We start from the raw sequence: 12,171 nt of genomic DNA, 5'->3' as shown, positions 1-12,171 counted from the left end.
GCAGGGGCGGGCGTATGCGCGAATGCGGCGGGCCAGCCATGCAACCTTGGCGCATCGGGCGATACCGGCGGGTAGGCCACGCTATCCGGCCGCCGCGCGCGCCGCCTCGGCATCACGCCAGCGGGTGATGCTCCTCCAGCAGGCGCTTCAGCCGTTCGTCCAGCACCTTGGTGTAGATCTGGGTGGTGGCGATATCGGCGTGGCCCAGCAGGATCTGCAGGCTGCGCAGGTCCGCGCCGCGCCCCAGCAGGTGGGACGCGAAGCTGTGGCGCAGCACATGCGGGCTGACGCGGTCCTCATCCAGCCCCGCCGCGATCGCCGCATCCTTCAGGATCAGCCCCACATTCTGCCGCGTGATGTGCCCGCCCGCGGCGCGGGAGGGAAACAGCCAGCGGCTGGGCTTCGCATTCTTCGGCCGTTCGCGGATCGTCGCCAGCGCGGCCTCCCTCGCCCGGTTGGAGACGGGGACGAGCCTTTCCTTGTTGCCCTTGCCCGTGACGGCCACCAGCGGTTGGCCGGGCCGCAGCGCATTGGCGGGCAGGGCGATCAGCTCGCTGACGCGCAGCCCGCTGCTGTAGAGCAGTTCCACCAGCGCCACGGCCAGGAAGCCGCGGCCGCCCGCCAGGCTGGCGGCGCCCTCCAGCAGCGCCGTCACCTCCGCCTCGCTCAGCGCCTTGGGCAGGCTGGCGGGCAGGCGGGGGCCCTGCAGCAGCTCGGTCGGGTCATCCGCCCGCACCCCCTCCCGCGCCAGGAAGCGGAAATACTGCCGCAGCGCGGAAAGCCGCCGCGCCGCCGTCCGTGCCGCCAGCCCCGCGGCCGAAAGGCCCTGGAGGTAGGATCGCACCACCTCCACCCCGGCCTCCGCCGGCGCCACGCCCTGCTGGCGGCAATGCACCCCGAAATCCTCGAGGTCCGCGGCATAGGCGCTGATGGTGTTGCGCGCCGCGCCGCGCTCGGCGGCCAGCATCTCCAGGAAGGATTCGGTGTGCCGGTCCCAGGACGCCATGCGGCTCAGCGGGTGCCGAAGCGCTCCGCCGGCACGGTCCGCTCCACCGGCTGCGGCGTCACGGTGGGCGGGAAGGCGCCGATCGCCAGCAGCCCGAGCACGACCACCCCGAACAGCAGCACGACCAGCAGCAGGATGGGGTGGCGGAACATCGGTCGGGCGGATCCTCGCGCGGGCCGGGCTGTGCTAGCCTTGCGCATCGTGTCACGCAACACCGCCCTTCCGGCCTGGCCGCTCCCCGATGCCAGCGCCCCCCTGGCCACCCCCGCGCCCTTCGGCGTGGAGGAAGCCGCGCGCCCTTCCCCCCACCCGGTCGCCGCTCGCAGCATCGTGCTGGTCGGCATGCCGGGGGCCGGGAAATCCTCCATCGGCCGCCGGCTCGCCACCCGGCTCGGCCTGCCCTTCGTGGATGCGGATACCGAGATCGAGGCCGCCGCCGGCCTGCCGATCACCGAGATCTTCACGCGATACGGGGAGCCGCATTTCAGGGACGGGGAGCGCCGCGTGATCGCGCGCCTGCTGGCCGGGCCGCCCCTGGTGCTGGCCACCGGCGGGGGCGCCTTCTCCGATGCCCGCACGCGCGCCGCGGTGGCGGCTTCCGGCGCCGTGGCGGTCTGGCTGCGCTGTTCCCTGCCCACCCTGCTGCGGCGGGTGGCGGGGCGGGAGCACCGGCCCCTCTTCCTGAACAAGGACCCGCGTGAGGTGCTGGAGCGCCTGATGACCGCGCGCCACCCGACCTTCGCCGAGGCCCCCGTGATCGTGGACTGCACAGACGAACCACCCGAGACCACCACGCGGAAGGTGATGGAGGCGATCGCCGCGCATCGCGACCCCTCCCGCCTGCCGGTCCGGCTCGGCGACCGCGCCTATGACATCCTGGTGGGCGAGGGGCTGGTGGCGCGCGCCGGCGCGCTGATCGCCCCCGTGCTGCCGGCGCGGCGCGTCGTCGTCATCACGGATGAGACGGTGGCCGCGCTGCACCTGCCCACCCTGACGGAAGGGCTGGCGGAGGCCGGCGTCGCCGTCGTCGCCGCCATCACCGTGCCGCCCGGGGAGGCGAGCAAATCATTTCCCCGGCTGCAATCCGTGGTCGAAGCCGCGCTGGCCGCGGGCGCCGACCGCCGCACCGCGGTGGTGGCGCTGGGCGGCGGCGTGGTGGGGGATCTGGCCGGCTTCGCCGCCGCCATCGCGCTGCGCGGGCTGACCTTCATCCAGATACCCACCACGCTGCTGGCCCAGGTGGACAGCTCGGTGGGTGGCAAGACCGGCATCAATCTCGGCCTGGGCAAGAACCTGGTCGGCGCCTTCCACCAGCCGCGCCTGGTGCTGGCCGATACCGGCGTGCTCGGCACCCTGCCGCCCCGCGAACTCCGCGCCGGCTATGCGGAGGTGGCGAAGCACGGCCTGCTGCAGGGCGAGCTATGGGCCTGGTGCGAGGCGGAGGGTGCCCGCGCCGTGGCCGGGGACCCGGCCGCGCTGGCCCATGCCGTGATGGAATCCTGCCGCCTGAAATCGGCCGTGGTCGCGGCGGATGAGCGGGAGGAGAGCGAGGAGGGCGGCCGCGCGCTGCTCAACCTCGGCCACACCTTCGGCCATGCCCTCGAAGCCGAATGCGGCTATGGGGGCGAGCTGCTGCATGGGGAGGCCGTCGCGGTCGGCCTCGGCCTCGCCGCGTCGCTCTCGGCCAGGCTCGGCCATTGCAGCCAGGAATTGCCCGGCCGCGTGATCTCCCACCTGCAGGAGGTCGGGCTGCCCGCCCGCATCGGGGACCTCGGCCGGCGCTTCTCGGCGGAGGCGCTGATGGGCCGCATGCGCAAGGACAAGAAGGCGCGGGAGGGGACGATGCGCTTCATCCTGCTGCGCGCGCCGGGCGACTGCTTCACCACCAGCGATGTCGCGCCCCTGGCCGTCCAGACCCTGCTGCGGGATGAGGGCTGCGCGGAATAGGCGACACCCCGCGCTTGGGGGGCTAGGCTTTCCCGCACTGCACCATAGCCCCCCGGGAACCCCCCATGCCGCTATCCGAGCCCGAGACCGATCGCCGCCTGATCCATACCCGGACGATCGAGATGCAGGGTTTCCAGCGCGCCGACGGCCTCTACGACATCGAGGCGCATCTGGTGGACACCAAGACCTACGCCTTCGAGAACATGGACCGCGGCGCCATCCCGGTGGGGGAGCCGCTGCACGGCATGTGGCTGCGCCTGGTGGTGGGGGAGGACATGGTGATCCGGTCCTGCGAGGCCTCCACCGACTTCGCCCCCTATGCCGTCTGCCCCGGCGCCGCGCCGAATTTTTCCGCATTGGCCGGGGTTTCGATCGGCCTGGGCTTCAACAGGGCGGTGAAGGAGAGGGTGGGCGGCAGCCTCGGCTGCACCCATCTGCGGGAGGTGCTGGCCCAGATGGCGACCGTCGCCTTCCAGACCATCGGCCCGTTGAAATGGCGGCGGGAGAGGGAGGCGGCGGAACGGGCGAAGGCGGCGGGGCAGCCCGTGCCGCCTTCCTCCCGCAAGCTGCCGATCGGCTCCTGCCTCGCCTATGCGCCGGACAGCCCGGTGGTGGCGCGCCACCGGCAGGCGCTGGAGGAGTAGCCTACCCCTTCGCCGCTTCCTCCGGCGTCAGCAGCTTCAGCGAGAGCGCGTGCAGCCCGGTGGCAAATTCCGCCGCCAGCGCCTCATGCACCGCGCGGGACCGCGCGACGCGGTTCTGGCCGGCGAAGGCGGATGCCACGATGCGCAGCGTGTAGTGCGTCTCCCCGCCCGGGCGCGCCCCGGCATGGCCGGCATGCAGCGCGCTGTCGTCCTGCACGGTGATGGCGTCGGGGGCGAAGGCGCCCTGGATCGCGGCCTCGATGCGGGCGGCGCGGTTCGGCGGGTTCATGGCTTGCATGTGGGGCTTCCTGCCGCCGGCGGAAGCCCCGCGCAAGGCATGTCCGGGTTGCCTTGCGTGACCGGGATGCGGCGACCATAAGACCCGCATGGCGCGACGAGGCGACCGCATCGGGTTGGCAACGGCGGAACCGGAAACGCCCGTGCGGCCCTGCGAGTCGCCGGGCTGCCCGGAACCCGGCGGATTCCGCGCGCCCCGGGCCCGCAACGCGCTGAACGAATACCGCTGGTTCTGCCTGGAGCATGTGCGCGAATACAATCGCGCCTGGGACTACTACAAAGGCATGGCGCCCGGGGAGATCGAGGCCAACATCCGCGCCGATGCCGGCTGGCAGCGCCCGACCTGGCCGCTCGGCCGCCTCGGCGGCGCCAATCCCTTCGACCATCCGGAGATGTTCCGCGACCCGCTCGGGATGCTGAAGGACACGCCACTGCACGCGCAGCGGCGGAACCGGGCGCCGCGGCCGGATGAGCCGCCGCCCGAACTGCGTGCCGCGCTCGACGTTCTCGGCCTGACCTGGCCCATCGACGCGGTCAGCCTGCGCGCGCGCTACAAGGAACTCGCCAAGCGCTACCATCCCGACGCCAATGGCGGCGACCGGCAGGGGGAGGAACGGCTGAAGGACATCAGCCGCGCCTACAGCCTGCTGCGCCGCGCCCTGCCGGGCCGCGCCGCCCCCGCCACCCCCAAGGCGGGTTGACGGGTAGCCGCGCCGCCGCCATCGCCCTAGGATCAACCCGATGCCACAGCCGGACCAGGAAATGACCAAGGTCGCCACCCCTACCGAGAGCCGCCCCACCGCCGCCATCGACATGCCTGACACCAGCGTCAATGTGCGCGAGGTCTTCGGCATCGACAGCGACCTGACGGTCCCCGCCTTCTCGCTCCGCACCGAACATGTGCCGGAGGTCGATACCTCCTACCGCTTCGACCGGGAGACGACGCTCGCGATCCTGGCCGGCTTCGCGCACAACCGGCGCGTCATGGTCCAGGGCTACCACGGCACCGGCAAGTCCACGCATATCGAGCAGGTGGCGGCGCGGCTGAACTGGCCCTGCATCCGCGTGAACCTCGACAGCCACATCAGCCGCATCGACCTGATCGGCAAGGACGCGATCGTGCTGCAGGACGGCAAGCAGATCACGGAATTCCGCGAAGGCATCCTGCCCTGGGCGCTGCAGCACCCCTGCGCGCTGGTCTTCGACGAATACGATGCCGGCCGGCCGGACGTGATGTTCGTGATCCAGCGCGTGCTGGAGGTGGAGGGCAAGCTCACGCTGCTCGACCAGAACAAGGTCATCCGCCCGCATCGCGGCTTCCGCCTCTTCGCCACGGCCAACACCGTCGGCCTCGGCGACACGACGGGCCTCTATCACGGCACGCAGCAGATCAACCAGGGCCAGATGGACCGCTGGAACATCGTCGCGACGCTGAACTACCTGCCGCATGCGCAGGAGACGCAGATCGTCATGGCCAAGCTCGGCCTGGACGAGAAGGACGCCAAGGCCCGCCGCCAGACGGAAGCCATGGTGGCGCTGGCGGACCTGACGCGCGCGGGCTTCATCGCCGGCGACATCAGCACCGTCATGTCGCCGCGCACCGTCATCACCTGGGCCGAGAATGCCAGGATCTTCGGCGATGTCGGCTTCGCCTTCCGCCTCAGCTTCCTCAACAAATGCGACGAGGCGGAGCGCGGCACGGTGGCCGAGTACTACCAGCGCTGCTTCAACGAGGAACTGCCGAGCGGCAGCCTGCTCCGCAAGGCGGGGTGAGGCTGACGGCCCGGGGCCTGCGCCCCGGGCCGGCTGATCGTTGACGGCGGAGCGGAGCCCCATGGCGAACACCAAGGACCAGACCCGGCAGGAGGAGTTCAAGCGGGCCACCGCCGGGGTGCTGCGCGCCATCGCGCAGGTGCCGGAAGTGCAGGTCGCCTACCAGCCCGGCCCCTCGGGCCTCGCCGGCAAGCGCGCCCGCCTGCCGCTGCCCACGCGCGCCCTGCCGCCCAGCGAGATGGCGAAGCTCCGCGGCGCCGCGGATGCCATCGCCCTCAAGCTCCGCCACCATGACGAGGGCGTGCACAACGCCCGCGTGCCCCAGCGGCGTGAGGCGCGGGAGGTCTTCGACGCGCTCGAGGATGTCCGCGTCGAGGTCGTGGGCAGCCAGCACATGGCCGGCGTCGCCGCCAATCTCCGCGCCCGCCTGGCCGAGCAATGCGAGGCCGAGGGCTATGACCGCATGACGCGGAAGGACCAGCTGCCGCTGCCCGCGGCGCTGGGCCTGCTGGCGCGCGAACGCCTCTCCGGCGAACCCGTCCCCGCCGCGGCGCGCCGCGTGCTCGACCTGTGGCGTGATTCCGTGGGCGAGAAGGGCGAGGCCGCGCTCGCCGAAATGGCGGCCGCCCAGGGCAACCAGGACGCCTTCGGCAAGGCCGCCCGCAAGCTGCTCGCCGCGCTCGACCTGGCGGAGGCCGAGGTCGAGGCCGAGGCCGAGCAGGATGAGGAGGAAGGGGAGGGCGGCGAGACCTCCTCCCAGCAGGACCAGTCCGGGGAGGGCGAGGCCCAGGCCCAGGACACGGAAAGCATGCTCGGCGCCCAGCCCGAGACCATGCAGGGCGACGCCGCCGAGGATGAGACCGAGGAGGGCGAGGAGGAAGGCGCCGCCGCCGAGGGCGATGACCGCCCGGGCGGCCCGCAGCAGCGGAAGGAGGTCGTGCAGACCGACGACGCCTCCGCCTACCGCGCCTACAACCGCAGCTTCGACGAGGTGGTGGACGCCGAGGACCTCTGCGATGCGGAGGAACTCGCCAGGCTCCGCCAGCAGCTCGACCAGCAGCTCTCCCACCTCCAGGGCGTCGTCTCCAAGCTCGCGAACCGGCTGCAGCGCCGGCTGATGGCGCAGCAGCAGCGCGCCTGGGAATTCGACCTGGAGGAGGGGATCCTGGACGTCGCGCGCCTCGCGCGCGTGGTGGTGAACCCGATGCTCTCGCTGTCCTACAAGCGGGAGCGCGAGGCCGATTTCCGCGACACGGTCGTGACGCTGCTGATCGACAATTCCGGCTCCATGCGCGGCCGGCCGATCACGGTTGCCGCCATGTGCTGCGACATCCTGGCGCGCACGCTGGAACGCTGCGCGGTGAAGACCGAGATCCTGGGCTTCACCACCCGCGCCTGGAAGGGCGGGCAGAGCCGCGAACGCTGGGTGCAGGAAGGCAAGCCGCGCAATCCGGGCCGCCTGAACGACCTTCGCCACGTCGTCTACAAGGCGGCCGATGCCCCCTGGCGCCGCGCGCGCAAGAATCTCGGCCTGATGCTGCGCGAGGGGCTGCTGAAGGAGAACATCGACGGCGAGGCGCTGGAATGGGCCTACAAGCGGCTCCTCCAGCGCAGCGAACACCGCCGCATCCTGATGGTGATCTCGGACGGTGCGCCGGTCGATGACAGCACGCTGTCGGTGAACCCCGGCAACTACCTGGAACGCCACCTGCGCAAGGTGATCGGGGAGATCGAGGGGCGCGAGGCGGTGGAGCTGATCGCCATCGGCATCGGCCATGACGTGACGCGCTACTACCGCCGCGCCGTGACCATCGTGGATGCCGAGGAGCTGGGCGGCACCATGATGAAGAAGCTCGCCGAGCTCTTCGACGAGGATGCGGCCATGGCCTGGCAGCGGGCGGCGTCGGAGCGTTCCGCGCTGGTGGCCTGACCCCAGCGATGGCCACCCGCCGCGGCCTGCTGACCGCCGCGGCGGCGCTGCTCTCCGGCTGCATGCCGGGGGCGGAGGCCGGGGCGCTCAGCCGGCCGCTGGACCTGCCCGCCTGGCCGTCGGGCGGGCCGCTGCGCCTGCTGGGCGGGCTCGAGATCGACACCAGGGTGCTGGGCTTCGGCGGGCTCTCGGCCCTGCATCTGGCCGAGGACCTGACCCTGACCGCGGTGTCGGACCTCGGCCGCTTCGCGGAGATGCGCCTGGCCTTGGATGCGGGCCTGCGGCCGACGGCGCTGAGCCTGATCCGCACGGGGCCGCTGCGCGACGGCGCCGGCCGGCCGCTGGAACGCGGCCATGCCGGGGATGCGGAGTCGCTGGCCCGCCTGCCGGATGGCAGCTGGCTGGTGGGGTTCGAACGCTGGCACCGCATCCGCGCCTATCGCACCCTCACCTCCCCCGGCACCTATGTGGAGGCGCCGCCGCGGCTGGAGCTGGCGCCGGCCAATGCGGGGCTCGAATCGCTGGCGGTGCTGCCGGATGGCCGGCTGGTCGCGATCGCGGAGGAATTCCCGCCGGGGCTCGACCCCGGCATCACCGCGGCCTGGATCGGCCGCCCGGGCGCCTGGCGGCCCATCGCCTATCGCCCCGGCGCCGGGCTGCTGCCGGTGGATGCCGCGGCGCTGCCGGATGGCGCGCTGCTGGTGCTGGAACGCAGCTTCTCCATCTTCGGCGGCTTCAGCGGGCGGCTGGCCCGGGTGCCGGCCGCGATGCTGGCGGATCCCGCCATCGGCGCGGTGCTGCAGGGGGAGGAGTTGCTGCGCCTGGCCTCCCCCCTGCCCAGCGACAATTACGAGGGGCTGGCGGTGCTGCGGCGGGATGGCCGGACGCTGCTGGCCATCATCTCCGACGACAATGAGAACCGGCTGCAGCGGACGCTGCTGCTGGTCTTCGAACTCCTGGCCTGATCAGGCGACTTCCAGCAGGCGTTCGCGCGGCAGGGTGAGCCAGGCGCGGGCGCCGATGCCCGGCGCGCTTTCCAGCCGGATGTCGCCACCATGCGCCGCGGCCAGCGACCGCGCCAGGGTCAGGCCGAGGTCCAGCCCCCGCGTGCCGGCGAGGGGCCCGGCGGCGTCCATCACCATGTCATGCGCCGGCAGGCCATCGCCCTCATCCTCGATGACGATGGCGACGGTTTCCGCGCCCAGCACATGGCGCAGCGCCACCACATCCCCATCCCGCGAATGGCGGGCGGCGCGGCGCAGCAGGGCGGCGAGCGCGCCTTCCAGCGCGCGGCGATCCGCCTTCACCGTCAGGCTGCGCAGGCCGGGGTCGATCTGCCAGTGGCGGCGGCCGGGGCGGATCTGCGCCGCCACGGCGGCGATCGCCGCATCCACCACGGGGCCGAGCAGGGCCGGCGCCTCATGCAGCGTGCGGGGGGAGGGTTCGGTGGCGAAATCGGCCAGGTCATCGGCCAGGCGCAGCAGCTGCTGGGCGACGCCTTCCAGGGGGGTCTCCTCCCCCTCCCGCCGCGGGCCGGGGACCATCTGCGCCGCCTGGGCCATCAGCGCGAGGCCGGGCCCGCGCAGTTCCTGCGCGGCGAGGGAGAGGCAACGGCCCCGCGCGGCGGCCAGCCGTTCGGAGGCCGCGACGCGGTTTCGCGCGTCGATCAGGATGGACCGAACCCGCAGGGCCGCGGCAATCGCCGCGGCGACCAGCAGAAGGACGATCGGAAGGAGGGACTCGGGCGTCATCGCCCGGCGACAGTGGGCCTGTATCGGTTTCCAAACGGTAAACGTTGGAAGCCTGTGACCGGGGCATGTCATGTAAAAACGTCAAAGTGACTTGACGCTTTCGTGATCACGCCCGCGGCGAACCAGTCCCGCGGCCGTCGCGGCGCCGTCAAGGGCGCCGTACAGGCCTTAAAGGGCGCGGCCCGGGGGCCGCGCCATCCCCGCTCAGGCGGCGGCGGTCTTCTTCGCCTGGGCGCGGGCCAGGCGGCGCTTCAGCACCTGGGCCTCGACCGGCAGGTCGCGGTTCGGCGTGTTGAGCAGGAAGGCGTCGAAGCCGCCATTATGCTCCACGGTCCGGATCCCGTTCACGGACAGGCGCATGCGCACCGGCGTGCCGAGGATGTCGGAGAAGAACGACGTTTCCTGCAGGTTCGGCAGGAAGCGGCGCCGGGTCTTGTTGTTGGCGTGGCTGACGTTGTTGCCCGTCAGCACGCCCTTGCCGGTGATTCCGCAGCGGCGGGCCATGACATGTATCCCGAGAAAGCGCGCGCGCGGGGGCCTGGGACGGAGTGGCCAGGCTGCCGCACGCGGAGTGGTCCGGAGAGGGGGCCATATCGCGGATAGGCCCCGCGGCGTCAAGACTGAGTCAGGCGGTGCGGCTAGAGATTGGCCGCATGCGGCGGCGTGCCGGCCGCGCGGCGCATCTCCGCCAGCTCCCCCGCCTCCACCGAGGCCAGCGCGCTGCGCAGCACGCCCGCCACCGCCCGGTCATCCATGCTGCGCGACAGCATGCCAAGCGCCCCGCCCAGCAGGGCGGAGGCGATGGAGATCGGCGCGATGCCCTGCTCGATCATGTATTCGATGGCCTTGTCGACCACCGAACCGGCGTGGCTGAGGTCTTCCGGGGCCACGCCCTGGGGGTCGAACTGCATGCGGCGGTTTCCTTGAATGATCCGGGACATAGGCAGGGACTCGGCCCGAGGGAAGCCCCGGGCCGGCGGGTGGATGGCTCAGGCGGGTTCGGCAAGCTCCGCCGCCGCCTGGGCGGCCGCCGCGGCTTCCGCCGCCGCCACCGCTTCCGACTGGCGGCGCCACATGGCGGCGTAGAGGCCATCGGCGGCGATCAGCTGGGCGTGGGACCCGCGTTCCGCCACCTGGCCGTCCTGCAGCACCAGGATCTCATCCGCATCGACCACGGTGGACAGGCGATGGGCGATGACCAGCGTGGTGCGCCCGCGCGCGGCATCCCGCAGCGCGGCCTGGATGTCCTGCTCCGTCCGCGTATCGAGCGCACTCGTCGCCTCATCCAGGATGAGGAGGCGGGGATCCTTCAGCAGGGTGCGCGCGATGGCCACGCGCTGCTTCTCGCCGCCCGAGAGCTTCAGGCCGCGTTCCCCCACCTTGGTGTCGTAGCCATCGGGCAGGCGGAGGACGAAATCATGCACCTGCGCGAGCCGGGCGGCCGCCTCCACCTCCGCCTGGCTGGCGCCGGGGCGGCCATAGGCGATGTTGTAGCGGATGGTGTCGTTGAACAGCACCGTGTCCTGCGGCACCACGCCGATGGCGGCGCGGACGCTGTCCTGCGCCACGTCCCGCACATCCTGCCCGTCGATCACCACCCGGCCGCTGGTCGCGTCGTAGAAGCGGAAGAGCAGGCGGCTGATGGTGGATTTGCCGGCGCCGGTCGGGCCGACGATGGCCAGCGTCCGGCCCGGGGCCACGGTGAAGCTGACGCCCTTCAGGATCTGCCGGTCGGGCCGGTAGCCGAAGCGCACCTCCTCGAAGCGGATCTCCCCCTGGGTGACGGCAAGCGGCGGCGCGCCGGGCTTGTCGGCGACCTCACGCTCCTCCCGCATCAGGCGGAACATGGCCTCCATGTCCGTCAGGCCCTGCTTGATCTCGCGATAGGCGAAACCCAGGATGTTCAGCGGCTGGAAGAGCTGGATCATGTAGGTGTTGACCAGCACGAAGTCGCCGACGCTCATCCCCCCGCCGGCCACGCGCCCCGCCGCCATCAGCATGACGATGGTCAGGCCGAGCCCGATGATCGCCTGCTGGCCGAAATTGAGGCCGTTGAGGCTGACCTCGGAACGCACATAGGCCTTTTCGTAGCGCTCCAGGCTGCCGTCGTAGCGCCGGGCCTCATGCGCCTCGTTGCCGAAATACTTGACCGTCTCGTAGTTCAGCAGGCTGTCGATGGCCCGGGTATTGGCCTCGGTGTCCGTCTCGTTCATCGCGCGGCGGAAGCGCAGCCGCCATTCCGTGAACAGCAGCGTATAGGCGATGTAGACGCCGACGGTGGCCAGGATGACAACGGTGAAGGTCACGTCGAACATCCCCCAGAGGATCAGGGAGACCAGCAGGATCTCGAAGATCGTCGGGATGATGTTGAACAGCAGGAAGTCCAGCACGAAGGTCATGCCGCGCGTGCCGCGTTCCAGCACGCGGGACAGGCCGCCGGTCTGGCGATCGAGGTGGAAGCGCAGCGACAGCGCGTGCAGGTGCTGGAAGACCTGGAGTGCGATGCGCCGCGTGGCGCGGCCCTGGACGCGGGCGAAGATCGCGTCCCGCAACTCGTTGAAGCCGCTGCTGGTGATGCGCATCAGCCCGTAGCCCAGCACCAGCGCGATCGGCACCGCCGCCACCGTGCCCGCCGCCCCGGCCTGCGGGGCCAGGGCATCGACGGCGCGGGCGAAGGCGATGGGGACCAGCACATTGGCCGCCTTGGCGAAGACCAGCAGCGCCAGGCTGATGACGACGCGCGCGCGCAGCCCGGGCTCGCCCGGCGGCCAGAGATAGGGGGCCATGGTCATCAGCGTGCGCAGGTGGCTGCGCTCGCTGGGG

At 71.8% G+C, this 12,171-nt stretch carries 13 protein-coding genes; 6 read left to right on the top strand and 7 right to left on the bottom strand.

Annotated elements, in window-relative coordinates; genetic code table 11:
• Window positions 1–112 precede the first annotated feature (112 nt).
• A complete protein-coding gene (locus JJI54_RS19330; RefSeq protein WP_203074685.1) occupies window positions 113–1,006 on the bottom strand; it encodes a tyrosine recombinase in 894 nt (297 codons plus the stop codon).
• Window positions 1,007–1,011: 5 nt separating this feature from the next.
• Window positions 1,012–1,158 (bottom strand): hypothetical protein, encoded by a 147-nt coding sequence (locus JJI54_RS19325; RefSeq protein ID WP_203074684.1) that lies wholly within the window; start codon window positions 1,156–1,158, stop codon window positions 1,012–1,014.
• 49 nt (window positions 1,159–1,207) lie between these two features.
• Between JJI54_RS19325 and aroB the strand changes: the two genes are divergently transcribed.
• A complete protein-coding gene (aroB, locus tag JJI54_RS19320) occupies window positions 1,208–2,953 on the top strand; it encodes a 3-dehydroquinate synthase (protein WP_318987536.1) in 1,746 nt (581 codons plus the stop codon).
• A 65-nt stretch (window positions 2,954–3,018) separates the two neighbouring features.
• Window positions 3,019–3,597, top strand: a complete 579-nt coding sequence (locus tag JJI54_RS19315) for a DUF2889 domain-containing protein (protein WP_203074682.1) — start codon at window positions 3,019–3,021, stop codon at window positions 3,595–3,597.
• Between the two features lies 1 nt (window position 3,598).
• Here the strand turns inward: JJI54_RS19315 and JJI54_RS19310 are convergent, their stop codons facing one another.
• Complete coding sequence (locus JJI54_RS19310) at window positions 3,599–3,895, bottom strand: BolA family protein (protein ID WP_226381900.1); 297 nt, start codon at window positions 3,893–3,895, stop codon at window positions 3,599–3,601.
• 88 nt (window positions 3,896–3,983) lie between these two features.
• Here JJI54_RS19310 and JJI54_RS19305 point away from each other — a divergent pair, with 88 nt between their 5' ends.
• The 4 genes from JJI54_RS19305 to JJI54_RS19290 all read left to right on the top strand — a co-directional run bounded on the left by JJI54_RS19305 (window position 3,984) and on the right by JJI54_RS19290 (window position 8,562).
• Complete coding sequence (locus JJI54_RS19305) at window positions 3,984–4,595, top strand: J domain-containing protein (protein ID WP_203074681.1); 612 nt, start codon at window positions 3,984–3,986, stop codon at window positions 4,593–4,595.
• Window positions 4,596–4,656: 61 nt separating this feature from the next.
• A complete protein-coding gene (gene cobS / locus JJI54_RS19300; protein ID WP_203074744.1) occupies window positions 4,657–5,667 on the top strand; it encodes a cobaltochelatase subunit CobS in 1,011 nt (336 codons plus the stop codon).
• Window positions 5,668–5,728: 61 nt separating this feature from the next.
• Entirely contained in the window at window positions 5,729–7,597 is a 1,869-nt protein-coding gene (cobT, locus tag JJI54_RS19295; RefSeq protein WP_203074680.1) for a cobaltochelatase subunit CobT, read from the top strand.
• 8 nt (window positions 7,598–7,605) lie between these two features.
• Window positions 7,606–8,562, top strand: coding sequence for an esterase-like activity of phytase family protein (locus tag JJI54_RS19290; protein ID WP_203074679.1), 957 nt, complete (start codon window positions 7,606–7,608; stop codon window positions 8,560–8,562).
• Here the strand turns inward: JJI54_RS19290 and JJI54_RS19285 are convergent, their stop codons facing one another.
• From JJI54_RS19285 to JJI54_RS19270, 4 genes are all read right to left on the bottom strand, one after another.
• On the bottom strand, window positions 8,563–9,348 hold the full coding sequence (locus JJI54_RS19285; RefSeq protein WP_203074678.1) for an ATP-binding protein: 786 nt from the start codon (window positions 9,346–9,348) through the stop codon (window positions 8,563–8,565).
• A gap of 204 nt (window positions 9,349–9,552) precedes the next feature.
• Window positions 9,553–9,852, bottom strand: coding sequence for a 50S ribosomal protein L28 (gene rpmB / locus JJI54_RS19280; protein ID WP_203074677.1), 300 nt, complete (start codon window positions 9,850–9,852; stop codon window positions 9,553–9,555).
• 134 nt (window positions 9,853–9,986) lie between these two features.
• The gene (locus JJI54_RS19275) at window positions 9,987–10,259 is read right to left on the bottom strand and encodes a hypothetical protein (RefSeq protein WP_203074676.1); all 273 of its coding nucleotides are present in this window, start codon (window positions 10,257–10,259) and stop codon (window positions 9,987–9,989) included.
• 78 nt (window positions 10,260–10,337) lie between these two features.
• Window positions 10,338–12,140 (bottom strand): ABCB family ABC transporter ATP-binding protein/permease, encoded by a 1,803-nt coding sequence (locus JJI54_RS19270; RefSeq protein WP_203074743.1) that lies wholly within the window; start codon window positions 12,138–12,140, stop codon window positions 10,338–10,340.
• Window positions 12,141–12,171: the final 31 nt, after the last annotated feature.

The sequence above is a fragment of the Falsiroseomonas ponticola genome (assembly GCF_016805305.1).
Taxonomy (GTDB): Bacteria; Pseudomonadota; Alphaproteobacteria; order Acetobacterales; family Acetobacteraceae; genus Falsiroseomonas; species Falsiroseomonas ponticola.
The sequence above is the reverse complement of the archived record's forward strand: the minus strand, read 5'-3'. Positions and strand labels throughout refer to the sequence as shown.

What these genes read in the sequence shown, in the direction of transcription:
- cobS (WP_203074744.1), top strand. Translation starts at nt 4,657, where the DNA reads ATGACCAAGGTCGCCACCCCTACCGAGAGCCGCCCCACCGCCGCCATC.
- JJI54_RS19285 (WP_203074678.1), bottom strand. Translation starts at nt 9,348, where the DNA reads ATGACGCCCGAGTCCCTCCTTCCGATCGTCCTTCTGCTGGTCGCCGCG.
- cobT (WP_203074680.1), top strand. Translation starts at nt 5,729, where the DNA reads ATGGCGAACACCAAGGACCAGACCCGGCAGGAGGAGTTCAAGCGGGCC.
- JJI54_RS19330 (WP_203074685.1), bottom strand. Translation starts at nt 1,006, where the DNA reads ATGGCGTCCTGGGACCGGCACACCGAATCCTTCCTGGAGATGCTGGCC.
- JJI54_RS19270 (WP_203074743.1), bottom strand. Translation starts at nt 12,140, where the DNA reads ATGACCATGGCCCCCTATCTCTGGCCGCCGGGCGAGCCCGGGCTGCGC.
- JJI54_RS19325 (WP_203074684.1), bottom strand. Translation starts at nt 1,158, where the DNA reads ATGTTCCGCCACCCCATCCTGCTGCTGGTCGTGCTGCTGTTCGGGGTG.
- JJI54_RS19275 (WP_203074676.1), bottom strand. Translation starts at nt 10,259, where the DNA reads ATGCAGTTCGACCCCCAGGGCGTGGCCCCGGAAGACCTCAGCCACGCC.
- rpmB (WP_203074677.1), bottom strand. Translation starts at nt 9,852, where the DNA reads ATGGCCCGCCGCTGCGGAATCACCGGCAAGGGCGTGCTGACGGGCAAC.
- JJI54_RS19305 (WP_203074681.1), top strand. Translation starts at nt 3,984, where the DNA reads ATGGCGCGACGAGGCGACCGCATCGGGTTGGCAACGGCGGAACCGGAA.
- JJI54_RS19315 (WP_203074682.1), top strand. Translation starts at nt 3,019, where the DNA reads ATGCCGCTATCCGAGCCCGAGACCGATCGCCGCCTGATCCATACCCGG.
- JJI54_RS19290 (WP_203074679.1), top strand. Translation starts at nt 7,606, where the DNA reads ATGGCCACCCGCCGCGGCCTGCTGACCGCCGCGGCGGCGCTGCTCTCC.
- JJI54_RS19310 (WP_226381900.1), bottom strand. Translation starts at nt 3,895, where the DNA reads ATGCAAGCCATGAACCCGCCGAACCGCGCCGCCCGCATCGAGGCCGCG.